The sequence below is a fragment of the Nocardia sp. NPDC050793 genome (genome assembly GCF_040654065.1).
In the GTDB taxonomy this organism is placed as follows: Bacteria; Actinomycetota; Actinomycetes; order Mycobacteriales; family Mycobacteriaceae; genus Nocardia.
On record NZ_JBFAHG010000002.1, the window covers coordinates 792,049 to 814,064 of the forward strand.

The window sequence follows — 22,016 nt, forward strand, 5'->3', positions numbered from 1 at the left end:
ACGAACGAGAGGACCATCGTGGAGATTTCGGGTTCCGCCGCCATCGTCACCGGAGGCGCATCCGGCCTCGGCGCCGCCACCGCCAAGCGTTTCGCCGAACTCGGCGCCACCGTCTTCGGCCTGGACGTGCCGCAGTCGATCGAGCGCGCCGGTGACAACGTGCCCGCCGGGGTCACCCTCATTCCGGCCGACGTGACCAGCAACGACGAGGTCTCGGCCGCCGTCGCGAAGGTGGTCGAGTCGGGCGCGCCGCTGCGCATCGTGGTCAACTGCGCCGGCGTCGGCTGGGCCGGTCGCATCCTGTCCAAGAACGGCCCGCACGATCTGGAGCTGTTCCGCACCGTCATCACCGTGAACCTGCTCGGCACCTTCAACGTCATGCGGCTCGCCGCCGACGCGATCGCCAAGACCGATCCGGTCGACGAGTACGGCCAGCGCGGCGTCGTCATCAACACCGCCTCGGTCGCGGCGTTCGAGGGCCAGGTCGGCCAGATCGCGTACTCCGCCTCCAAGGGCGGCGTGCACGGCATGACCGTTCCGGCCGCGCGTGACCTGGCGCAGTTCGGCATCCGCGTGAACACCATCGCCCCCGGCATCATCGACACCCCGATGCTGGCCGGCGTCACCGAGGAGTACCGCAAGGGCCTCGAGGCGGGCGTGCCCTTCCCGTCGCGCCTCGGCCGCCCGGACGAGTACGCGCAGCTGTCGCAGTACATCGTCGAGCACGACTACCTGAACGGCGAGACCATCCGCATGGACGGCGCGCTGCGTATGGCACCGCGGTAATCGGCGTACCACGCGAAGGCCGCCTCCGATTCGCTTCTGGGGCGGCCTTTTCGGTTGGGTGCTCAGGGCAGGGGCTTGTGGCCGGTGCCGAGGAACGCCGTGGTGGCCAGCGGGGTGTTGGGCCGGTAGTTCTGGGCGAGGTAGGCGCGCATGGATTCGGAGCGGGCGGCCCACGCGTCCTCGCCGATCGAGCGTCGCATCAGCGTCATCGGCGCACTGCTGCGCGACATCTCCTCCCACAGCCGGTCCCCGTCCGGATACGTCACCGACGTGGTGTGCCGCTGTATGGACACCCCGGCGAACCCCGCTTCGCGCATCTCGGAGGCGAAGACCTCCGGATTCTCCAGACTGAGGAAGTTCGGCTGCGGCTCCTGGACGGTCGGATCAGCCGCCGCCAACGCGCCGAACATCATTCGCATCAACGGGGATTCGGCCACCGGCGCCCAGCTCGACACCACCGCGACCCCGCCGGGCCGCAGCACTCGGAACAGCTCGGCGAAACCCCTGATCCGGTCGGGGAAGAACATCAGGCCGAACATCGAGAAGCCCGCGTCGAAGCCGTCGTCTTCGAATGGCAGCGCCTGACCGTCGCCCACTCGCACATCGATATTGGTGATACCGGCTGCCCGCGCGGCATCCTGGAGGCGTTCGAGCATGTGCTCGGCGAAATCGACGGCCTGCACCCGGCCGACCCGCGCGGCCGCGGGCAGGCTCAGCGTGCCCGGCCCGGCCGCGACATCGATGACATGCGCGTCGGCGGGTAGGTCGGCGAGTTCAAGGGCGCGGTCGGAGAACGGCGCCATGATCGCGAGCGCGGATTCGGCGTAGCCGTCGGCGACGAGGTCCCACGGTTCGGCGGCGGCGAGGGGATTACCGGACATCTTCCACGATCCTTTCGACCGTGACAGGCTAACTGCGCAGACCCCTCGCAAACCACCAACTCACGCGAATATCACTGTGCGCGTAGATGTTCGCGCGTGCTTCGGAGCGAAGTGCGAGCGCCCGCATCCACCGGGAGCGCGCACGAGCCAAGCGCGAGTCACTCGACGCATCCCACCGTGACGTCTTTCAGGCCGCGAGCAGCATCGCGAGCACGGCGGTATCAGGATCGCTGATCGGATCCAGCCCGACCCGGCTGACCAGCGAGGTGACGGTGCCGTCGGATTCCGCCTCGGCCCACGCGGCGCGGTGTTCCAGTCCCAGATGCGGGACGCCGGGCAGCAGCACGCAACCGGAGGCCGCGCCCGTGCATTCGGGCAGCGTCGGGCGGGTCTCCGACGGCGGATGCAGCATGAGCAGCGCGGGCGGCACGTGATCGGCGAACCGGCCCGGCTCCAGCGCCTCCTCGCCCAGCACCGTGCCCTCGGCCAGCACCAGCCCGACCGTGCCCGGCTCCGGATCGTCGGGCAGCTCCTCGCGGACGCCGAAGACGGTGGAGGTGGCGAGCAGGCCGGGCAGGCTCGCCACGCGCACGGCGAGCACCAAAACCTGCGCCCATTCCTTGGTGGTGTCCGGCCAGCGACCGGAAATGACGAACCCGCGCAGCGACCCGCGCGAGTGGAACGGCGTGACGCCGATCGGCCCGTTGGTCCGCATCGTGCCTCCCGAGATGAAACCGGGGGCGGCCTTGCCCGTCCTCGAACTGTATGGAATTCAGAGGATGACTCACGGATCATCTGGCACACAAGTACCAATGAGTGCTAATCGGACAGTGCACGCGCCGATCAGGCAGCGGACACGAAAAAGCCCGCCGGGCGATTCCACTACCCGGCGGGCTTCCAGCCGCGCGCCTCGGCGCGCGGAGCTTCACCCGAAGATGAGGCCCTTGCCCTGGCTGACGGCGCGAGCGAAGCGCTCCTGCACGTCCTCCCAGTTGACGACGTTCCAGAACGCGGTCACGTAGTCGGCCTTGACGTTCTTGTACTGCAGGTAGAAGGCGTGCTCCCACATGTCGACCTGCAGCAGCGGAATGATGCCGAGCGGGACGTTGGCCTGCTGGTCGTAGAGCTGGAAGGTGAGCAGCTTCTGGCCGAGGGTGTCGAAGCCGAGCACGGCCCAGCCGGAGCCCTGCAGACCGTTGGCGGCCGCGGTGAACTGCGCGCGGAACTTGTCGAACGAACCGAACTGGTCGTCGATCGCGGCGGCCAGCTCGCCGACCGGCTTGTCACCGCCGTTGGGGGAGAGGTTCTTCCACCAGATGGAGTGGTTCACGTGGCCACCGAGGTGGAACGCGAGGTTCTTCTCGTAGAGGAAGATCGCGCCGTGATCGCCGGACTCGCGAGCCGCCTCGAGCTTCTCGAGTGCGGTGTTCGCGCCCGCAACGTAGGCCGCGTGGTGCTTGGAATGATGCAGCTCGTTGATCTGCCCGGAGATGTGGGGCTCCAGGGCGCTGTAGTCGTAATCCAGATCTGGCAGCGTGTACTCAGCCACGATGTCCCTTTCTCAGTTGTCGGGCTGTGACGCTCGGAGATTCGAGCGCTTCCAGCCATCATTCGTACACCCGCTCGGTTCCAACCGGGCCGTGTGCCCCCTCATTCCATCGGAGATCGGTCGATTACGCAGTGGTTGGTTCCGGCGTGAGCAGCAGGGCGATTCGAGCACGAGCATTCGTGAGTAGCATCGGAACCATGTCGTTCTTCGACGAACTGGTCGGACGGATCCGTCTCCCGGAGCCGGCGATGGTGACGCCCGAGCAGGCGCTCCCGGGCCGGGAGGAACCAATTCTGGTGCCGGATACCCACTTCGTGAACGGCAATCCCATCCGTCCGCCGTTTCCCGACGGCATGCGGGTGGCGGTCGTCGGGATGGGTTGTTTCTGGGGCGCGGAGAAGGGCTTCTGGGAGCTCGACGGCGTCTATACGACCGCGGTCGGCTACACGGGCGGGTACACCCCGAACCCGACCTACGAGGAGGTGTGCAGCGGCCGCACCGGGCACACCGAGGCGGTGCTGGTCGTCTTCGATCCCGACGTGCTGGATTACGCGGGCGTGCTGAAACACTTCTGGGAGGACCACGATCCGACGCAAGGCATGCGTCAGGGTAACGATCGCGGCACGCAGTATCGCTCGGCGATCTTCACGCTGAGCGACGAACAAGCCGCCCTGGCCAGCAGCACCGCGGAGACCTACGGCAAGCGGCTCGCCGAGGCGGGGTACGGGTCCATCACCACCGAGATCGCGCCGCTGCCCACTCCGGAAGCGGGACCCGCGCCGAATCTTTCCGGGTTCTACTACGCCGAGGGCTATCACCAGCAGTACCTCGCGAAGAACCCCGGCGGCTACTGCCCGGTGCACGCCACTGGGGTGACCTGCCCGGTCGGGCTCGGGGCCTGAAAAACCTTGCGCGAACGGCGAACCGCCGCGCATCCGGTGCGATCGGACGCGTGGCAGTCGCTGGGGTTCGGTTTACAGCGGCGGCACGATGCCGGGGCGGAGGGTGCGCGGATCGGCCGCGTCATGGGCCTTCCACCAGCGCACACCGCCCGCGATGAAGTCGGCGGGCGCGATCTCCTTGCCCTTGGCGTCGTACACCGTGACGTTGTCGAACCACACGCGCACGTCGAGTTCGCGCGGATCGATGCCCTCCTCCTGGGAGAACTCCAGCACGTGCGACGGGGTGTGATCATCGATCTCGGTGTCGAAGCTGAGCAGTTCGCGCCACAGCGCCCAGCCGCTCTCGTCGACGTCGATGAACTCCCAGCCGTGCAGGCGGCCGCCGCCGAAGCTGCGGATCGCGTCGTCGAGGCCGTCGAGCGCGAGCGGAAGTATCTGGGCCTCGATGTCGTCCCAGCGCTGCATGCGCAGCGAGGCAGCGACTCGGCTGACTCCGGTGAAGTCCAGCCTGACTTGATGATCCTGTGGCGCGGCGCCGTCGGCGGGCACCGTCATGACTGTCAGGTCGAGGCGCAGTGTGGCCGCCTTCGTATCCACCTCGAGTCCGAGGCAGGTCGCCTCCGAGATCGCGGTGTTGAGTCCGGCCGAGTCCAATCCGTCGAATAGCCCCCTGCGCGCGTTCATGCACCCAGGCTACCGACGACGCCAGCTCGAGCCCGGTATTTCAGTTTTTCGCTAGTGTTCTCGTTTTTTCTGGAACCGAATCGTTCGCCGTGCCGTCCAAGTAGATGTCGGGACCCGCTCGGCCGCGGTTCCGAGGCAGCGGCGAACGACCGCTCCGGGATGGACAAGGAGGGGAGTCCCGGATCGGTCGTTCGTGACCCCCGCTTCGCTGAGGATGAGCTGGACAGGGCCGTGTGGGTCCCGATCCCGTTCCGCTTGGGAGGGATTGGGTTCGCTTGACGTTTGCTTATAGCCACGCCCTGCGACTGTCCCGGATAGTGATAGGCACGGCCTGTGGATCAGGTTGTGGATTATGTGGATAACTCCAATGAAGATATGCACAGGTGGTTGCAGAGCAGGGCGATATTAGGTCAACGGCGGCGGAAACGGACTCTGGGTACGAAATATGCTGGCCCGCGCCGACCCCGCAACCGCCTGGCGATACGGCCGCCCGCGCTGCCGGACTACCGGGCCATGAAGACCCGTGCAAGCCCCATAGTGCGCGCGCTGGGCGCTGCCGACGGAGGTCCGCCCGAAAACCCGCGCGCGACCGGACCGGATGCGGAAGTACGCCTGATCCCCGGCGGTGCGGCGACCATGGCAGGATCGAATCGTGACGAGCCTCGAGATTCCGTCGGTGTCGGTGGAAGACCTGCCCGGCGAATTCGACCACAGCGAGCGCCCGGACCCGGTCCGGGCGATCCTGCTCGATGTGCGCGAAGACGACGAGTGGCAGCTCGGGCACGCCCCCGGCGCGATCCACATCCCGATGGTCGACGTGCCTGCGCGCACCGACGAGCTGGACTACGACGCCGAGGTCTACGTCGTCTGCAGGCAGGGCGGCCGGTCCATCGAAGCGGCGAAGTACCTGGCATACATCGGTTTCGAAGTGGTGCAGGTGGACGGCGGCATGGTGGCCTGGCAGCGGATGGGTCGCCCGCTGGTCGCCGAGGGTGACCATCCGGCGAAAATCTACTGACGGAAGAGCGAGGTGCCCAGGCAATGAGCGTCAGGCCGGGAAGCGGCAGCCCGCGGGTCAACGCCGGGCGAGCGAAGGACACGCTGTGAGTAGCGTGCTGCAGCCCTGTGCACGCTGCGGCGCGCGGTGGGCCGTGCACGGCACACCGATGCACTGGTGCCCGCGCTGCCACGGCGTGCTGCTCTCGCCCGCGCCCATCGACGCCCCCGCCGAACGGCGCAACTATCGCTGGGTGGCGCGCCGCCCCGATCACCGGAACGGCAGACCCGCCACGGCGCCGCGGCGCAGGCCCGCCGCGCCGACCCCGCGCTATATGCAGATCCCGCGCTGGGGCCTGCGCGACGAGACGAATGCCGCAGCCCTCGCCGCGCAGCGTGGTCCTGCCGCCGCGCTGGCGAGCTGGGTCACGCCGCTGTTGCTCGTCACCACGGGGATGTTCGCGCTGGCCGCGGTCGCCGAACTGGTGCGCTATTCGATCCTGCTGGTCAACCGGACGCGTCTCATCGACCCGCTGGCGCTGCGGTTCTCGGACTGGCTGCTCACCGGGTCGTCGGTGCTGGCGCTCGCGCTAGCGCTCGGCAGCGGCATCGCTCTGCTCGGCTGGTTGATCGAGACCAGGAGTGCGGTGTTCGCGCGGGCGGGTCGCCGCGATTCCCGTCCGGTGCCGCTGCTCGTGCTCGGGTGCCTGATCCCGGTGGTCAACCTGGTGTGGCCGGGAGTTTTTCTCACCGAGATCGCCGTGACACGCGCCGACCCGAGGGCGTTGCGCGCGATCCGGATCTGGTGGTGCGCCTGGGTCCTCGGCGGGCTGATGGCCGTGGCGGCGCTGATCTGGCGGACCGCGGACTCACTGCAGGTCAAGGCGGATGGCGTCCTGTTCACGGCGGGGACGGACGCGGTCGCCGCGGCGGTGGCGGTGCTGACGCTCTGGGTGGTGCGGCTGCTCGACGGCCGCGACCTGTTCGGCAGGGTCAGGCTGGCGCGCCGCTGGGTGGTCGCGGTCGACCCGGCGGTGCCGGTCATCGAGCCGGTTCATCCGGGCGGCGCCGCGCGTTCCGAGACGCGAAACGTGGCGGACGCCGAGATCCCCGATGATCTGGATTCCGACAACGGTGCTGTTCAGCACGAGGAGGTCATGGCCAAGTGAGCCAGAGCAGTCGCGCACCGTTCGTCGTCGCGCACCGTGGCGCCTCGGCGGCGCGCCCGGAGCACACGCTCGCCGCATACGATCTCGCGCTCCAAGAGGGCGCCGACGGCGTGGAGTGCGACGTCCGGCTGACCAGGGACGGACACCTGGTCTGCGTACACGACCGCACGGTCGACCGCACGTCGTCGGGTTCCGGGCTGGTCAGCGAGATGACGCTGGACGAGTTGCGCTCGCTCGATTTCGGCGCCGACGGCGAACCCGCCTCGGTGCTGACGCTCAGCGAGCTCATCGAGCTGGTGCTGGACTGGCGCAGCAGGCCGACCAAGCTGTTCATCGAGACCAAGCACCCGGTCCGCTATGGCGCGCTGGTGGAGAACAAGCTGCTCGCCGAGCTCCAGCGCTTCGGCATCGCCACGCCGGCTTCGGCGGATCATTCGCGCGCCGTGGTCATGTCGTTCGCGGCGACCGCGGTGTGGCGCATCCGCCGCGCCGCGCCGCTGCTGCCCACGGTGCTGCTCGGCGAGTCCTCGCGCTATCTCGGCGGCGGTGCCGCCACCACCGTCGGCGCCACGGCCGTCGGTCCATCGGTGAAGACGCTGCGCGAGCACCCGGATCTGGTGGACAAGGCCGCCGCCGCCGGCCGCGCCACGTACTGCTGGACGGTGGACGATCCCGAGGACGTGCTCCTGTGCGCCGATCTCGGCGTCAGCTGGGTCGCGACCAATCACCCCGGCCGCACGAAGACCCTGCTCGCCGCCGCGTGATCCGTACTGCCCGAGACTGATTCGACGCCGTCGGACGCGGGCGGCTCGATCCGCCGCCTGCCGGCACGACCGGTGATGGCCGACGCGCTCGCGGCGAGTCGGTGCCGGAGCATACAGCGTACGTGCGCGGCGTCCGCGTGTATCGGAAATGTGCCGCGATTTCCGGTATCCCGCGCCGTGGCGCATTGCGGCGACGGCCGCGGCACCCTGTAGTTTGAGCCCTCGTGGGTAAGAGCAAGCGCAACAGTCCGAAGCCCGGAGGGAACCGGGCGCAGCGTCTCGCCGAGCGGAAGGCGGCGCTGGAGCAGGCGGCTCAGGCCGTCACCCGGCCGTTCGAGGGGCTGGCCGCGGAATGCGATCTGGTCGCACTGCGGGAGTTCGTGCCGTCGGCGACCGCGACGCTGAAGCTGTCGCCCGAGGTGGCCGCCGAGCGTTCCGTCGTGCTCGGCACCGTGCTGCCCGGCGCGGTGGCCGCGCTGGTGCGCGCGGGCGATCAGCCGACCGGTTACGTCGCCGCCCAAGTGCAGCTCCAGGGACCCGATCCGGCCGCCGATCTCGCCGCGGCGATCCTGTGGACCCAGTCCGCCGAGCCCGGCGACTCGCTCTCCTCCGTCGAGAGCGTCGCGGGCGGTCCGCGTCTGGCCGATGTGATCGATCCCGGCGCCGACCTGGAACTCGTCGTGCACCAGGACTTCGACTGGTGGGTGCCGGAGGGCGTGACGCCCGATCCGCAGGTGGCCGCGACCATCGAACAGGCCAAGCAGGCGATCATGCCGTCGGCGCGGCTGGAGCTGGGGGCCGATTCCGTCGGCGCGGCCTGGTGGGTCGACGCGGGCGAGAAGGCGCACGTGCGCTGGGTGCGTCCGGAGAACGAGGACGACCTGATGCTGGCGCTGGCCCGGCTGCACGCCTCGGGCGGGCTGCACATGGGCGAGGGTTCGCGCTTCGCCGGTTCGTTCCGCACGCACGGACTGCTGGTGCCGGTGTTCGACCTGGATCCGGAGCGCCACCCCAGCGAATGGATCGAGCCCGCCGCCGAATTCGGCGCCCGCCTGCTCGCCGCGCTGGGCACCGACGCGCCGCTCACGTCCGACGAGCGTCGGTCGCGCGATGGCCTGCGGTCGCGTCAGGTGACCCTGCGCTGACTCCGAAAAATCCCGGAGCAATTTTGTGAAAAACGCCTCTTTCACACTCTGTCGCGGGTTAGGTTCTGACCATCACCGTTACTGGTGATGGTGAGGATTGCCTCACCGCACAGATGAGGAAAGTAGGAACACCATGGACGCCATTCTTGCGCTGCTCAAGACGCTGCTCAGCTCGTTGAGCGCCAGCTGAGGCAACCATCTCGGTCGAAACAGGCCCAGCTCGTCGCGAAGAGCTGGGCCTGTTTGCCGGAATACATCTCTTCTAAATGTGCCCGCCCGCTGTCGAAGGCGCGCCAGAGGTGTCGGAAGGAGTGCTCATCTCCCGCGCGATGAAATTCTCCAGATCGAACAGGTTCGAGCCGGCGCGGTCGGCGATGTTGAGCAGGGTCGTCATATGCGCGACCTCCTCGACCTGCTCCTTGAGGAACCACTGCATGAACTGCTCACCGAGGTAATCGCCCTCTTCGCGGGCCGTGCTCGCCAGCTGGACGATCTGGTCGGTGACGGTCTTCTCCTGGGCGAGGGCCAGCGCGATCGGTTCCCGGACATTGTCGAAATGCGACTTCGCCGCATCGACGCCGGAAAGGTCGACGCTGATATCCCGGTCGAGGAAGTACTGCACGATCATCATCGCGTGATTGCGTTCTTCCACGGCCTGCGCATAGAACCGCTTGGCCAGCTGCGGCAGATCCGCATTGTCGAACCACACCGCGATAGCGATGTATTGGTGTTCGGCATTGAATTCGTGCCGGATCTGGTCGTGGAGCAGGCTGTGGAATTTGCTGCGTGGGGACTCCGGATTGCTGGACATGCCGCCACATTATCGCTGGTCAGGGCGCGTGTCATCCAAGTGCACCCTTATTGAGGCTAGTATTGCCTAATTAAATGTTTGCTGCGCCAGCCATTTTCGGCGCCGAATTGCCTGGTTTCGCGGGCGTGGGCACCTCGCGCGCCACGAACTGCTCGACGTCGAACAGGTTGCCTTCCCGGTCGATCACCGTGAGCAAGGTCGTCATCCCGGCGACGTTGTCCACCTGCTCTTTCAGGAACCACTGCACGAACCGCTCGCCGAGATAGTCGCCGCTCTGCCGCGCCGCCTTCGCGAGCGCCGTCACCTGCGACGTGCAGCGGCGCTCCGCCTCCAGCAGGAATGCCGTTGCCGCGCGCGGAGATTCGAAGTCCGAGCGGATCGAGTCGAGGCCGCCGACCCGGACCTCCAGATCCCGGTCGAGCAGGTGCTGCACCATTCGCATCGCGTGCGCGCGATGCTCCTCGGAGCGGATGTAGCAATGTCGGGCCAGTTGCGGAAGCCGCAGCGAGTCGAAGTAGACCGCGGCGGCGAGATACTGCTGCGCGACGGTGAAGCCGTGCCGGATCTGATCGCGCAGCAAGGCCGGGAAGAGCTGGGCGCCATCGGTGTCGGACATACTTCGACGCTACCGCGTGAGCAGTTCTTCCGGGATAGATCTGTCGTCGGCGAGTGCTTCGAAGAACGCGCTCGCCTTCGTCTTGTCCCACAGCACCACGTTGCCGCTGCCGTCGACGTCGTCGAAACCGCCGACCGGCACCGTCGTCGCGACCGTGTCGCCGCGCATCGCCCAGCCGAGACGGCCGAGATCCCAGATGTGATCGTCCTCGTCGACCTTCAGCGAGCCCGCCGTGTCGGTCGCCAACGGCCACAGCTTGAACGGATTGGCGAGGGTGGCGCCGCTGGTCGCCTTCTGCAACAGCGCGGCCATGAAGAGGCGCTGATTGTTCATCCGGTCGATGTCGGCGAGCGCGGTGGCCCTGCTGCGCACGAAGCCGAGCGACTCCGGTCCGTTCAGCTTCTGGCAGCCCGCCTCCAGGTTGATACCCGCCAGCGGGTCATCGATGGGTTTGGGTACGCAGACGTCGATGCCGCCCAGCGTGTCGACGATGCCGGCGAATCCGGCGAACCCGATCTGCGCGTAGTGGTCGATGCGCAGGCCGGTCGCGCCTTCCACGGTTTGCACCAGCAACTGCGGGCCGCCGAAGGCGAAGGCGGCGTTGAGCTTGTCCTTGCCGTGGCCGGGGATGCTGACGTACGAGTCGCGCGGCAAGCTGACCAAGGTGGCGCGACCCGACTTCGGGATGTGCACCAGCATGATCGTGTCGGTGCGCTCCGGACCGACGTCGCCGCCGGTGGCCAGCTCCTGCTCCTGTTCGGTGGAGAGCCCACCGCGACCGTCGGAGCCGACCAGCAGCCAGTTGGTGCCGGGCGTGTTGCCGACCCGGTCGGCGTATCCGGCCAGTGCGTCGATGCGGGTCAGCTTGCCGTCGAGGTTGATCACCCCGGCGATCGAGGCGACGGCGAGGACCAGCAGGAACACCAGGAACCACCGGAACGGATGCCGTTTGCGTCTCGGGCGCGGGGCGCGGTCGGCGCGCGGCGGTGTGGCGGGCGGTGGAGGCGTGCCGCGGCGGCCACGCGGGCTCGGGGCGTGGCTGCGCGGGGAGGGATCGTGGAACGGCTCCGGCTGCTGCGTCGGCGCGTACTCCGGTTCCGCTTTGCGCATCCGCGGCGGCGCTTCCTGCGGGACCTGCGAATACGCGAGCGGCTGTGCGTGCGGATCGGCGCCGTCGCGGCGCAGTACCTTGGTCCGTTCGACGTGTGGCGGGTGGCCTTCGTGACCCTGTCGCGAAGGCGGGACGGCCGCACCGTGAGGGGGCGCGGCCCCGTGCGCCTGCGGCGGGCCCGGTCGGCGCGACCTCGGCGGGGCGTCCTGCGGTGCGGGGACTCGTCCCGGAGGTCCGCCACCCTGGCGGGGCGGCGGTGCCGCGTGACGCTGGGGAGGCAGCGGCTCACGACCCTGTCCGGGCGGTGGGGTGGCTCGTTGCTGCGAGTTGGCAGGGCGCTGGGGGTCGGCAGGGCGCTGTGCCGGAGGGACCGCGCGGCCAGGCGGGACGCCGTGCGATGAAGGCGGAACGGCTGCGCCGCCGGGTGGCGGGGGTGGCTGCGGCACGCCGGGTCGGCCCTGCGGCGGCGGCACCCGGCGCGTCCGCGCGTTGCGGGGGTCGTCGCCGTTCATCACACTGACTTTACTGATAGGGGGCAGCACGGGGTTCCTCTGGAAATCACCCGGCGCCCCGTTTCCGTTACGGCAGCCAGGAAACGTGTCCGCGCAAGGCCGTGTAGCCGATGTAGGCGACCGCGTCGATGGTGGCGTGCGCCAAGACCAACGGCCACAGCCGGTTGGTGCGCTGCCAGTAGCGGCCGAAGATCAAGCCCATCACCAGGTTTCCCAGACCGCCGCCGACCCCCTGGTAGAGGTGGTAGCTGCCGCGCAGCAGCGCCGAGGCGAGCAGCGACGAATTCTCTGTCCAGCCCAGTTGGCGCAGCCGCGTGATGAGGTACGCCACAACGAGGATCTCCTCGGCGAACGAGTTCGCGCAGGCGGAAAGGATCAGGACGGGCAGCCGCCACCAGTGCTCTTCGAGCGAACTCGGCACGATCGTCACGCTGAAGCCCATGGCGTGCGCGGTCAGATACAACCCGAGCCCCGGCAGACCGATGATCGCCGCGAGCGCCAGCCCGGGCAGCCCGTCCGCGCGTGACCGGAACCGTCCGAGCCCGATCAGGCGCGGTCCGATCCCGCTGCGCCACAACAGGTACAGACCCAGCGCCGCCCATCCGGCCAGCCGCAACACCCCGAGCAGCTGGAACAGCAGGTCGATCAGCGACTGTTCGGAGCGCGAGGCGTTCAGCGCGATCGTGCGCCCGCCGATGCCGCCCGGCCCCAACGCACTGTCCAACAGTGACAGCGCGGCGCTGATCCCGCTCAGCCCGAAGGTGACGGTCAGCACGACCGCGATCTCGATCCGGATCGCCAGTCGCTCCCGATCCGTCAGCTCGGATTCGCCGGGGGCATCCGACTCAGCACGCATGCCGTCGAATCTAGCCAGCACCGCGGGTCAGGGCCGGATGCGGTCACATTCGGCGCAGGCCGTTGAGGAAGGGGCAACCCGCCAGGGTGCGCACCGCGCGGCTGAGCGATTCGACGTCGTCGGCCGGTGCGCTGAAGGGGAGTCGGAAGTCGTGGTCGCCGTCGTGGCCCTCGACGCGCAGGGTGACGCCATACCGATCGATGGCGAGCGGGTACACGGTGCCGGTTTGCAGGCGCGGCGGCAGATGGCGCGCGAGCTGGGCGATGACGTCGGCGTGGTCGGCGTCCATGTGCTGCAACCAGGCCGATTCCAGCGCGCAGAACGGGTCGGGCTCGGCCAGCCGCAGCTCCTCGACGCAGACCGATTCGGCGCCGGTGGAATCGGCCATCACGGCGCTGTTGATCACCAGGCGGAGCAGCGTCGAGCTGTGTCCGACGTCCAGCAGCGCGGGGTCCGGATTGTCCTTGGCGACCTCGCCGGCCAGCACGCGCTGCGCTTGGGCGGGCACGGCGCGCACGGTGCCGCGCAACCAGACGAGGGCGCGGACCGGCTCGCGCAGCGGCAGCGGCGCGTGATCGGTGAGTTCGAGCACCGCCGCCGTTCCGCCCGGGCCGGAGTTGCCGGTCAGCACCGCGGCCAGCGAGCCGGTCGGCACCGCGATCACCACGTCGCCGCACTGCCGCAGGTGATGCACCGAGGTCGTCGTCGGGTCGATCCCCGGCAGGGCGAGGACCGCCTGCTCCGCGTGGGCGCACGCGCTGCGTACCCGCTCGGCGGTGGTGGGCGCGACGGTCGGATTCGGCATGCGGACCTCCGTGATGATGGCGGCGGCGTCAATTAGGTAAACCTAAGCTAAGTCAGCCGCCCTCGATCTGCAAGCGCTACCGTCCGGCAGATTCCAGAATCCGGGCCCGCTACGGTGATCCTCGTGGGAGATGCGACACCGACGGCAGGTCACGGCGCGAACGAACCGGTGCTGGTCTCGTTGTCCGCCCCGGCCCGCCGCAGCCTGGTCGACGGCTTGATCCGCCCGCCCGGATCCGTCCCCGACGCACCCACCCTGAATGCCGACGCCCCCGACGCCGAGATCGCCGACTTTCTCGCCGGTGTCGTCCACTCCGACACCGGGTTCGTCGCGCGTACGGACAACGGTGAACGCGCACTCGCCGTCGTCGCCGCGACTGCTGCCGCTTTGTGCGGCGAGGACATTCGCACCGCTCTCGCCCGACCCGATGTCGAGTTCCTTGTCGGTCTGAAACCGCCTGCGGCGGAGGCGGTTCGCGGAGTTCTGCTCGCGGTGGAGACGGCCGAGGCAGACCATGTCGGCGAAGTTCTCGCGGTACTCGATCGTTAAGGCGCGAGGTTCACCAAGCCCGAGTACTTCGCAGACGTTGTCGACGCTTCGCAGGGGTTACAACCCCTGCGAAGCGTGAAGACGGGCTGTGAAGCGAGCGCCTCTCTCAACGCCGAACGGTTGCGCGCTCCGGCTCACGCAAGCTCCGCTTATCGCTCGCATCGAGGCCCAGTGCCCGAACCCTGAGGGCGTGCGTCGCACGAAGCGGTTTGCTGGCATCCCGGCGCTTGTAATGTCGTAGGGGTGCCGCGCATCGCGTATTTCGGACCGTCCGGAACCTTCACCGAGATGGCCCTCGCCAAGCTCGAATCCTCGGCGGTCTTCGACGGACCCGTCGAGCGGGTCGCCGCGCCCAGTCAGGGGGCGGCGCTGGACCTGATTCGGTCCGGTGACGTCGATGGCGCTGTCGTGCCGATCGAGAGTTCCGTGGAGGGTTCGATCTCGGCGACGTTGGATTCGCTGGCGATCGGGCCACGGTTGCAGATCGTCGCGGAGACCGAGTTGGAGGTCAGCTTCACCATCCTGGCGCGGCCGGGCACCGAGCTGGCCGACGTTCGCACGCTCGCCGCCTACCCGGTGGCCGCCGCGCAGGTGCGGATGTGGGTCGAGCGTCGGATGGCCGATGCCGAGATCTACACCTCGGCCTCGAACGCCGCCGCCGCCGAGGATGTCGCGGCCGGGCGCGCCGATGCCGCCGTCTCGACCGCGCTGGCGGGGGAACGGCTCGGGTTGACCGCCCTGGCTACCGGGGTGGCCGATCACGAGCAGGCGATCACCCGCTTCGTGCTGGTCACCCGACCCCGCGTCGCGCCGCCTTCGACCGGCGTCGACCGCACCTCGATCGTGTTGGAACTGGCGAACGAGCCCGGCTCGCTGATGCGCGCGTTCGCCGAATTCGCGACACGCGGCATCGACCTGACCAGGATCGAATCCCGGCCCACCCGAACGGGAATGGGCACTTACCGGTTCTATCTCGACTGCGTCGGGCATATCGATGACACCGCGGTCGCCGAGGCGCTCAAGGCACTGCACCGCACGGCCCGGATCCGTTTCCTCGGTTCCTGGCCCGCGACGTCGGCGACCGGGACGCCGCCACCGTCCGACGAGGCGGGCGCGGAGTGGCTGACACAGTTACGAAAGGGGGTGGCGGACAGATGAACGAGATCGCGGGCAAGCTGATCCTGGTCCGGCACGGGGAGACCGAAGGCAACGTCGCCAAGATTCTCGACACCAAGGTTCCCGGGTTGCCGCTGACCGAACGCGGTGCGGCCCAAGCGAAGACGTTCGGATCGAACCTGCTCGCGCCGCCGCGCGCGCTGCTCTCTTCGGCTGCCCTGCGCGCCAGGCAGACGGCGGGATACATCGAGGCGGCCACGGGCATCGCCGCCGACGTCCTCGATGACGTGCACGAGGTCCAGGTCGGTGAACTGGAAGGGCTGAACGATCCCGAAGCGCACCGGACCTTCCAGCGCATCTATCGCGCCTGGCACGAGGGCGACCTGTCCCGGCGGGTGCCGGGTGGCGAATCCGGCGAAGACGTCCTCGCCCGATTCCTGCCGGTCATCGAGACGCTGCGCAAGTCATTCCTGCTGCCCGAGGCGGGCGGCGGCGACGTGTTGCTGGTGAATCACGGCGCCGCGATGCGACTCGTGGCGCGCACGCTGAGCGGCGTCGCACCACCCTTCACCACGAACAATCACCTCGACAACACCGAAACCATCGAGCTGGTCCCGCGGCCCGACGGCGGCTGGGATTGCATCCGCTGGGGCCGCTTCGTCCCACCCTTCGGCTACGAGGTCTCGCCTACCGCCGACGATCCGATGGGCTAGGCGTCGCGGACCATTTCACCGCCTCGCGGAGGTGAAAGCTCGTGCGAGGCGTGTGAACGGGCTGCGAGCCTCAGGACCGCTTGGTCGCGGCCTGCGGGAAGTCCTGCCGTTCCGGCAGCGAATTGATCAGGTCCAGCAGCGCGGTGCGCAGGCGCGCCGTGGTGCCGGAGCTGATCGACGACCACTTGGTGTCGTCGTCGGCGACGCTGGCGGTGATCAGGAACCGGCCACCGCGGGTGTTGAAGATCGCGATGTGGTTGTCCGAGATGTCCCGGGTGCCGTCGCCGTACACAACGCCGGAAATCTGCACGTGCGAATGGATTTCGACCAGTGCCGAGGCCAGCACCTGTACGTCGCGATTCGGGCTGCACACCTTCGCCAGCCGGTTGGCTGTCGCGGCGGCGTCGCCGGTTTCGCCGAAGATCGGGGCGAGCAACTCGGTTTGGGCGTTCATGCTCTCCAGCTCGAGCGGCTCGGCCGGGCCGAGCGCCGCGATGATCGGCCCGGGAAGATCCTCTTCGACCTCATCGATGACGTAGGACTCCGGCCCGCGGAGGGCGACGACCACCATGTCGTCACCCTTCGCGAGACACATCCGGCTGACCTGTCCCGCGACGGCCCACCGCAGCGCAAGCACCCAGTGCGGCCGGTACAGCGTCCGCAGCCGATCCTCGAGCTCCCGGTGGACGATGCCGTCGATCAGGAAGTCCCGCTCGGTGAGCACCTGGGCGGCCGCGTCCATCGCGGCGTCGTGGTCGGCCTGGTTGTCGTAGCGTCCCATCGCTTGCAGCACGACAGGAAGCTCGTCGATCTGCAGCTTCTCCAAGAGAAACTGCATCTCGTCGAGAGACAACCCGACGCCCCCGAGCATCGACGGGCCGCGGCCCGCTCCAAGAATCGTCACTTAGCCGTCCCGGCGGGGTCGGCGCCGATGACGCCATCGGCGGAGAAACGGCCGTCGGTGAAGTGATCGCCACGCAGGTAGTCCGCGCCCTTGTGCACCGACTCGTCGTCCTCGGCGCCGCGGGTGTTCCCGAGCAGCGGGCTGCCTGCCGGGTTGCTGTTCGCCGGGCGAACCGGCGCGGCATCGACACGAGCGACGACCTCGGCGACCGGTGCCGCGGCGGGCGCGTTGTTCGGCAGACCCGAACCCCAGCCTTCCGGCAGCTTCAGCGAGCCGTTGTTCAGGTTGACGGTGCCGCCCGAGCCGAGGGTCGCCGATCGGGTGGCCGCGGTGGTCGCCCCGACGCCTGCCATGCCGCCTGCCATCATCGTCATCGGCGCCGCGGGCGCGACGCTGGGCGCGGTCGCGCTGGTGACCGCCGCGATCGCGTTGGCGCCGAGGTTGCCGACGGTGCTGACGCCGCCGGTGGCGACGGTGCCCGCCACGTTGGCGGCCTGGGTCACCGCGCTGGCCACGGCCGGGTTGTTCACCACCGAGACGGCGGTCGCGATGGCCGACTGCACCGGATCACCCTGGAACGAGGACTCGGCGGCGGCCGGGTCGGCGCTGCCCGCGCCGTTGGCGATCGGCGGCGGGTTGTAGAACTCGCCAGGGGTGGACACGGTCACCGAGGTCGCGGCCTCGTAGGTCTCCATGACCAGCGCGGCGCGAATGTCCATCGCGTGCTTGGCGACCTCGGCCGCCTCCCATGCGCCGGACACCGCGCCGGGCGGGTTCGCCGAGGCCATGACGGCGCCGACGGTGGCGATGATCTCGGGCGGGCTCGGCATCGTCAGCGCGGCGACGGTGTAGGCGGTGGCGTTCGCCGCGGCCTTCGATCCCATGGCGGCGGCCATCACGCCCTGCTGCTCGGCCCAGCCGGTGAAGCCGACCAGGCGCGACAGGGCCGCGATGCCGTTCACGCCTTGCATGCCGACGCCGAGCTCGGCCATCACCCTGGTGACGGTCGCGGTCGCGTCGACCCACGCCGCGGTGAGCCCGCCCCACGCGGTGGCGGCGGCCGAGATCGGGATGGCGTGCGCGCCCGCGTGCAGCGCGGCGGAATTCGCTTCGGCCATGCGGGGCAGCCAGAACACCCCGGTGATTCCTGCGGTCATGCTTGTTTCTCCCCTTGTGTCTCGATGTCCGCGATCAGGCGCCGATGGTGCCCGCGACGCCCTTCATGACGCCCGCCTTGACCACGTCCTCGGCGACGTGCGTTGCGAGCTGCATGCGCAAAACGGCTGCGGCATGGTGCAGTTCGAGAATGCCCTGGGCGACGGAGCCGTCGTGCGTCGCGGCGGCCTTGTTGAAGTGATGGGCGGCGAGCAGCGATACCTCGTCGGCGCCGGACGGCAGGACGTGCGTCGCCGGGCCGGTGACCGCCGCGGCGGCGGCCAGTCGTTCGGCCAGCAGGTCCAGTTCGGCAGCGGCGGCGAGGATGATCTCCGGCGAGATCGAAACGTGGCCAACCATTACTCGACTCCTTCTAGTGGCGGCTATGGGGCGGAACCACGAGAATTCCCCCTACGAGTGATAGGACGCGACAGCCACGCGATCGGTTCCATCGAATCCCCTACTTCTTTTGCGATCTTGCCAGCCGCCAGCGCTCCCCTGCGTACCGTGTCCGTCTGGATGACGCGGCTCGCACCGGCGACTTGGTAAAGACTAGCCCCATCCCAGCTGATGCAACCGGTCTTCGTCAATGCCGAAATAGTGTGCGATTTCATGGATCACGGTGACCGCGACCTCTTCGACCACCTCTTCCTCGTCGGCGCAGATCTCCAGAATGGCGTCGCGATAGATGGTCACGGTGTCGGGCAGCGCGCCGCCGTATTGACTGTCCCGCTCGGTCAACGCGATTCCGTGATAGAGCCCGAGCAAATGCGGGTCTTCCATATTGCGTGCTTCGATCAGCACGACCACATTGTCGATGGCGCGCGCGAGTTCGGCCGGAATCAGATCGAGCGCATCGGAGACCAGTTCCTCGAACCGGTCCTCGGACATGGAGACCGTCATGGACGCGCGCGACCTACCTGGGCCGAGGCTGCGGCTGCGGCGGAAGCGGAGCGGCGCCGGGCAGCGGTGCGGGCGTGGAGCGACCCGAATTCGGCGGCGGCACAGGGGCTTGGCCGTTGATCAGAATCTCGCCCTTGGCCGAACCGGTGATGGGCGCGAAACCCTCACGGTCGGTGCCCTTGCCGATCATGCAGTCCAGTTTGCGACTGCCGGCCAGCCAGCTGCGGGCGTCGAGATAGTCGAAGAACAGCGTCAGCGTCTTGTCGCGGATTGCCTCCGGGGAGCCGAGGTAGTCGGTGGCCGCCTTGGCGCACTCCTCCTCGACGTAACTGTCCTGCTCCTCCTTGCCGGGCGGGCCGCCGTTGAAGTGGGCGCCGAGGTCGACGGTGGCGATGATCTCCACCGCGTGCGCCTGCGCGCAGTCCACCGGATCGGTCGGCAGATTCTGGTTGATGCCGAGGCAGGTGCCCGCCTGGAACACCCTTGACTGGTCGTGTTCCATCGCGCTGCCCTGCGACGGCAGCGGCGTTCCGGTGCTGCCCGAGAATTGCAGGCCGCAGCGCAGGGTGCGGTCGCCGTTCTTCCAGCCCTCCGGGCTCGGATACATCAGGCCGACGACGTAGCGCCCGCGCGGATCGAACTTCCCGTTCATGTACTGCTGCACCGAGGGCACGCAATGCTCTTCCTTGAGCTCGGTCAGCCGCAGCGAATCCGGGAAGCGCGAGCCGGGGCCGAATTCCACTCCCGGGTACCTGCTCATGTCGATGTCGGCGGCGACCTCGAACAGATGCCTGCTGCCGCAGGACACCTTCACCAGGTCGCTGCGGTCGGACTTGTTCCAGCTCAGGCAGTCGCCTTTGGCCGCGGTACCGAACTCCTTGTCCAGCACCGTTTGTACGGGCGCGCCCGGGTTGTGCGCCTCCAGGCCCGTCTCGTTGTCGAAGCCGGTCACGAACAGCGTGACCAAGGCCGCGACGACGGCGCCTGCGGCGACGGCGAGCAGACCCCAGCGCAACGTCGGCGCCGACAGGTGTAGCCCGCCGCCCTCGGCGAGCGCGCCGCGCGCGGACGCCAGGGACCGAGGAAACGAGCCCGAACGCGCCGATGCACCCGTCGGCGACTGCTCGGAGTGCGGAGTCTGGGACACATCATCGGAGGACATCGCGGTCCATCATGGCAGTGTCTGCGCTCCGGTGCCACGACCTGCCCGAATCGGCGCGCTCACCCGCGGAACGCGGACAGGAAGAGTCCGGGCAGCCTGGCCGGATTGCGATCGGTGTAGAACTCGGTGAGCTTGCGGCCCGTCACGGCGGCGGTCTCGTTGCCGACGAACCACGGCGGCTTGGGGGAGAGCGCGAGCTCGCCGCCGAGCAGCGAACGCGGCGCGGGACGGAACGGTCCGCGCACCACCGTGCGCTCCACCTCGTCGAGCAGGAAGGCGTTGTGCACCACGCCGATTCCGCTCTGCACGTCATCGAGGGTGTGACCGGGGAACGCTCCCCACGTCGCGCGTGGCGACAGGAAGGCGAGGCCGGTCCACGCGTTCACGGCGACGGTGCCGTAGCGCAGGCGTTCCACGGCGCTGTCGAAGGCGATGCCGAGCCTGGCGATCGTCCTGGGATCGGCCAGCACGTTCGCGCCGAGCGTTCCGGTCAGTTCGGCGTTGGCGAAATCGACCGCACGCCGGAGGAATTCGCCGCCGCGCCCGGGCAGTTCGACCACGCCGAGCACCGGAGAGAAGTACTCGGTGCGCAAGAGCGGCGTGTCGGCGGACGGTAGACCGTCGATCAGCACCCGGCCTTGGCCGAGGCGTTCCGCGTCCGGGTAGGAAGCGAGCGCGTCGGCGACGCGGGTGTCGCTGCCCGGGTAGTAGGCCGTCCGTTGCGGCGCCAGCTCCAGCGCGGTGCGCAGCTCGTCGAGGAAGCGGTCCTTCTGCGGCCAGTCCGCGCCGAGCACAACGGTCTGCGCGGCCACGCAGTTGTAGCCGCCGTTGTGCAGCCGCTGGGTCGCGATGTGCTCGGCCTGGAAGCTCAGGTCCGCGTCGGACCAGTCGCCGGGGACCACGATGGTGGGGGAGACGCCGCCGAGCTCGCTGGTGATCGGCTTGTCCAGCAGCGGCGTGCCCGCGCGCCGGTTCGCCTGGCCCTCGGCGCCACGACCCCAGACGATCGCGTCGTGGGTGTTGGCGCTACCGGTCATGTGCACGTGCGCGACGTCGGGATGGCGCACCAGGTAGCCGCCCGCCTCCGCGCCGCCGAGCAGGATTCGCAGCACGCCTAGCTCGATGAACGGCGCGAAGACCATCTCGAACACCGTGAACAGCGGGTCGGTGATCGGATTGAGCTTGAGTGCGACGACGCGGTTGTGCGCGTACAGCTCGTAGAGCGCGTCCAGCGGCGGGATCGAGGTGATGTTGCCCGCGCCGAGCACCGCGCCGATGCCGCCCGTCGCGGCGGGATCCAGCTGGCCGAGTCCGGCGCGGCGGCGGGCGGTGTCGGCGTCGACGCCGGGCCGCAGCCAGACCTCGCCGCGGAAACCGCTCAGCAGCAGCCGGTCGTAGGCGTCAAGGGGCAGGATCGGCACCGTGACCCGGTCGCCGAGCGCGGTGCTCAGCCGTACGCCGTCCAGCGGGCTGCGCCCGGCCTCCAGCTTCGCCAGGGTGGCCGAGAGAGCGGCGGTGGCCTGCAAGAGCGTCAGCGGGCCGGACATCCACTCCTCGCCGACCAGCGGCGAGTCCGCGTCGAGGTTCTTGAAGGTGCGGGCGGCCCGCACCCAGTCACCGGCGAAGCGGCCGGTGCGTTTGTGGAGCTCGTCGAGCAGCTCCCTGCGCTTGCGCAGCGGGGTGGCCGCCCAGGTCTTCTCGCCCGCGGCCAAGTCGGCAAGGGCGTTGTCGATGGTCGTCTCGTCGAAAGTCGTGCCCACAAGCCAACTATGCGCGCGTCGCGTCCCCGAGCGGCCCGGAACTGGACATATCGGCGCAAACAGGTCGGCGGAGCGCGTTCGGCGTGTCCGAGACGGAGTCCATCGACGGCCGGAACGGAAGGCCGAGGTAGGCAGATCGGACCCCGCGGAGCCGCAGACCGATATCG

At 68.9% G+C, this 22,016-nt stretch carries 24 protein-coding genes; 9 read left to right on the plus strand and 15 right to left on the minus strand.

Annotated features, from left to right (window positions below; translation table 11 throughout):
• The first annotated feature begins 18 nt into the window (after positions 1–18).
• Positions 19–786 (plus strand): SDR family NAD(P)-dependent oxidoreductase, encoded by a 768-nt coding sequence (locus AB0H50_RS09085; protein WP_357448794.1) that lies wholly within the window; start codon positions 19–21, stop codon positions 784–786.
• A 62-nt stretch (positions 787–848) separates the two neighbouring features.
• On the opposite strand, the gene AB0H50_RS09090 is transcribed toward AB0H50_RS09085, so the two are convergent.
• The 3 genes from AB0H50_RS09090 to AB0H50_RS09100 form a co-directional block, all read right to left on the minus strand.
• A complete protein-coding gene (locus AB0H50_RS09090; RefSeq protein WP_357448795.1) occupies positions 849–1,667 on the minus strand; it encodes a methyltransferase domain-containing protein in 819 nt (272 codons plus the stop codon).
• 187 nt (positions 1,668–1,854) lie between these two features.
• Entirely contained in the window at positions 1,855–2,382 is a 528-nt protein-coding gene (locus tag AB0H50_RS09095; protein WP_357448797.1) for a peptidase, read from the minus strand.
• Positions 2,383–2,592: 210 nt separating this feature from the next.
• Complete coding sequence (locus tag AB0H50_RS09100) at positions 2,593–3,216, minus strand: superoxide dismutase (RefSeq protein ID WP_357448799.1); 624 nt, start codon at positions 3,214–3,216, stop codon at positions 2,593–2,595.
• A 197-nt stretch (positions 3,217–3,413) separates the two neighbouring features.
• On the opposite strand from AB0H50_RS09100, the gene msrA reads away from it, so the two are divergent.
• A complete protein-coding gene (msrA, locus tag AB0H50_RS09105) occupies positions 3,414–4,118 on the plus strand; it encodes a peptide-methionine (S)-S-oxide reductase MsrA (protein WP_357449397.1) in 705 nt (234 codons plus the stop codon).
• Positions 4,119–4,190: 72 nt separating this feature from the next.
• On the opposite strand, the gene AB0H50_RS09110 is transcribed toward msrA, so the two are convergent.
• Positions 4,191–4,802, minus strand: coding sequence for a hypothetical protein (locus AB0H50_RS09110; protein ID WP_357448801.1), 612 nt, complete (start codon positions 4,800–4,802; stop codon positions 4,191–4,193).
• 652 nt (positions 4,803–5,454) lie between these two features.
• Between AB0H50_RS09110 and AB0H50_RS09115 the strand changes: the two genes are divergently transcribed.
• The 4 genes from AB0H50_RS09115 (at position 5,455) to AB0H50_RS09130 (ending at position 8,876) form a co-directional block, all read left to right on the plus strand.
• Positions 5,455–5,820, plus strand: coding sequence for a rhodanese-like domain-containing protein (locus AB0H50_RS09115; RefSeq protein WP_357448803.1), 366 nt, complete (start codon positions 5,455–5,457; stop codon positions 5,818–5,820).
• 85 nt (positions 5,821–5,905) lie between these two features.
• A complete protein-coding gene (locus AB0H50_RS09120) occupies positions 5,906–6,967 on the plus strand; it encodes a DUF4328 domain-containing protein (protein ID WP_357448805.1) in 1,062 nt (353 codons plus the stop codon).
• On the plus strand, positions 6,964–7,731 hold the full coding sequence (locus AB0H50_RS09125; protein ID WP_357448807.1) for a glycerophosphodiester phosphodiesterase: 768 nt from the start codon (positions 6,964–6,966) through the stop codon (positions 7,729–7,731). Before AB0H50_RS09120 ends, AB0H50_RS09125 begins: the two co-directional genes overlap by 4 nt.
• A 224-nt stretch (positions 7,732–7,955) precedes the next feature.
• Positions 7,956–8,876: a DUF5926 family protein gene (locus AB0H50_RS09130; RefSeq protein WP_357448809.1), complete on the plus strand. Its 921-nt coding sequence runs from the start codon at positions 7,956–7,958 to the stop codon at positions 8,874–8,876.
• 262 nt (positions 8,877–9,138) lie between these two features.
• Here AB0H50_RS09130 and AB0H50_RS09135 read toward each other — a convergent pair whose 3' ends face one another.
• From AB0H50_RS09135 to AB0H50_RS09155, 5 genes are all read right to left on the minus strand, one after another.
• Positions 9,139–9,687 carry a ferritin gene (locus AB0H50_RS09135; RefSeq protein ID WP_357408982.1) on the minus strand — a complete coding sequence of 183 codons (549 nt, stop codon included), beginning with the start codon at positions 9,685–9,687 and terminating at the stop codon, positions 9,139–9,141.
• 70 nt (positions 9,688–9,757) lie between these two features.
• Entirely contained in the window at positions 9,758–10,303 is a 546-nt protein-coding gene (locus tag AB0H50_RS09140) for a ferritin (protein ID WP_357448811.1), read from the minus strand.
• A 9-nt stretch (positions 10,304–10,312) separates the two neighbouring features.
• Positions 10,313–11,413 (minus strand): LCP family protein, encoded by a 1,101-nt coding sequence (locus AB0H50_RS09145; protein WP_357448813.1) that lies wholly within the window; start codon positions 11,411–11,413, stop codon positions 10,313–10,315.
• 580 nt (positions 11,414–11,993) lie between these two features.
• A complete protein-coding gene (locus AB0H50_RS09150) occupies positions 11,994–12,782 on the minus strand; it encodes a CPBP family intramembrane glutamic endopeptidase (protein ID WP_357448815.1) in 789 nt (262 codons plus the stop codon).
• A gap of 43 nt (positions 12,783–12,825) precedes the next feature.
• Positions 12,826–13,587: a DUF2470 domain-containing protein gene (locus AB0H50_RS09155; RefSeq protein ID WP_357448817.1), complete on the minus strand. Its 762-nt coding sequence runs from the start codon at positions 13,585–13,587 to the stop codon at positions 12,826–12,828.
• A 123-nt stretch (positions 13,588–13,710) separates the two neighbouring features.
• On the opposite strand from AB0H50_RS09155, the gene AB0H50_RS09160 reads away from it, so the two are divergent.
• The 3 genes from AB0H50_RS09160 (at position 13,711) to AB0H50_RS09170 (ending at position 15,965) form a co-directional block, all read left to right on the plus strand.
• On the plus strand, positions 13,711–14,136 hold the full coding sequence (locus AB0H50_RS09160; protein ID WP_357448819.1) for a hypothetical protein: 426 nt from the start codon (positions 13,711–13,713) through the stop codon (positions 14,134–14,136).
• A gap of 243 nt (positions 14,137–14,379) precedes the next feature.
• Positions 14,380–15,294 (plus strand): prephenate dehydratase, encoded by a 915-nt coding sequence (gene pheA, locus AB0H50_RS09165; RefSeq protein ID WP_357448821.1) that lies wholly within the window; start codon positions 14,380–14,382, stop codon positions 15,292–15,294.
• A 5-nt stretch (positions 15,295–15,299) separates the two neighbouring features.
• The gene (locus AB0H50_RS09170) at positions 15,300–15,965 is read left to right on the plus strand and encodes a histidine phosphatase family protein (RefSeq protein ID WP_357449399.1); all 666 of its coding nucleotides are present in this window, start codon (positions 15,300–15,302) and stop codon (positions 15,963–15,965) included.
• Between the two features lie 70 nt (positions 15,966–16,035).
• On the opposite strand, the gene AB0H50_RS09175 is transcribed toward AB0H50_RS09170, so the two are convergent.
• The 6 genes from AB0H50_RS09175 to AB0H50_RS09200 form a co-directional block, all read right to left on the minus strand.
• Positions 16,036–16,869: an ESX secretion-associated protein EspG gene (locus tag AB0H50_RS09175; protein WP_357448823.1), complete on the minus strand. Its 834-nt coding sequence runs from the start codon at positions 16,867–16,869 to the stop codon at positions 16,036–16,038.
• Complete coding sequence (locus tag AB0H50_RS09180) at positions 16,866–18,026, minus strand: PPE domain-containing protein (RefSeq protein WP_357448825.1); 1,161 nt, start codon at positions 18,024–18,026, stop codon at positions 16,866–16,868. Before AB0H50_RS09180 ends, AB0H50_RS09175 begins: the two co-directional genes overlap by 4 nt.
• A 34-nt stretch (positions 18,027–18,060) precedes the next feature.
• The gene (locus tag AB0H50_RS09185; RefSeq protein ID WP_357448826.1) at positions 18,061–18,384 is read right to left on the minus strand and encodes a PE family protein; all 324 of its coding nucleotides are present in this window, start codon (positions 18,382–18,384) and stop codon (positions 18,061–18,063) included.
• Positions 18,385–18,576: 192 nt separating this feature from the next.
• Positions 18,577–18,927 carry a metallopeptidase family protein gene (locus AB0H50_RS09190; protein ID WP_357448828.1) on the minus strand — a complete coding sequence of 117 codons (351 nt, stop codon included), beginning with the start codon at positions 18,925–18,927 and terminating at the stop codon, positions 18,577–18,579.
• A 13-nt stretch (positions 18,928–18,940) separates the two neighbouring features.
• On the minus strand, positions 18,941–20,089 hold the full coding sequence (locus AB0H50_RS09195; RefSeq protein WP_357448830.1) for a septum formation family protein: 1,149 nt from the start codon (positions 20,087–20,089) through the stop codon (positions 18,941–18,943).
• 59 nt (positions 20,090–20,148) lie between these two features.
• Positions 20,149–21,849 carry an aldehyde dehydrogenase family protein gene (locus AB0H50_RS09200; protein WP_357448832.1) on the minus strand — a complete coding sequence of 567 codons (1,701 nt, stop codon included), beginning with the start codon at positions 21,847–21,849 and terminating at the stop codon, positions 20,149–20,151.
• Positions 21,850–22,016: the final 167 nt, after the last annotated feature.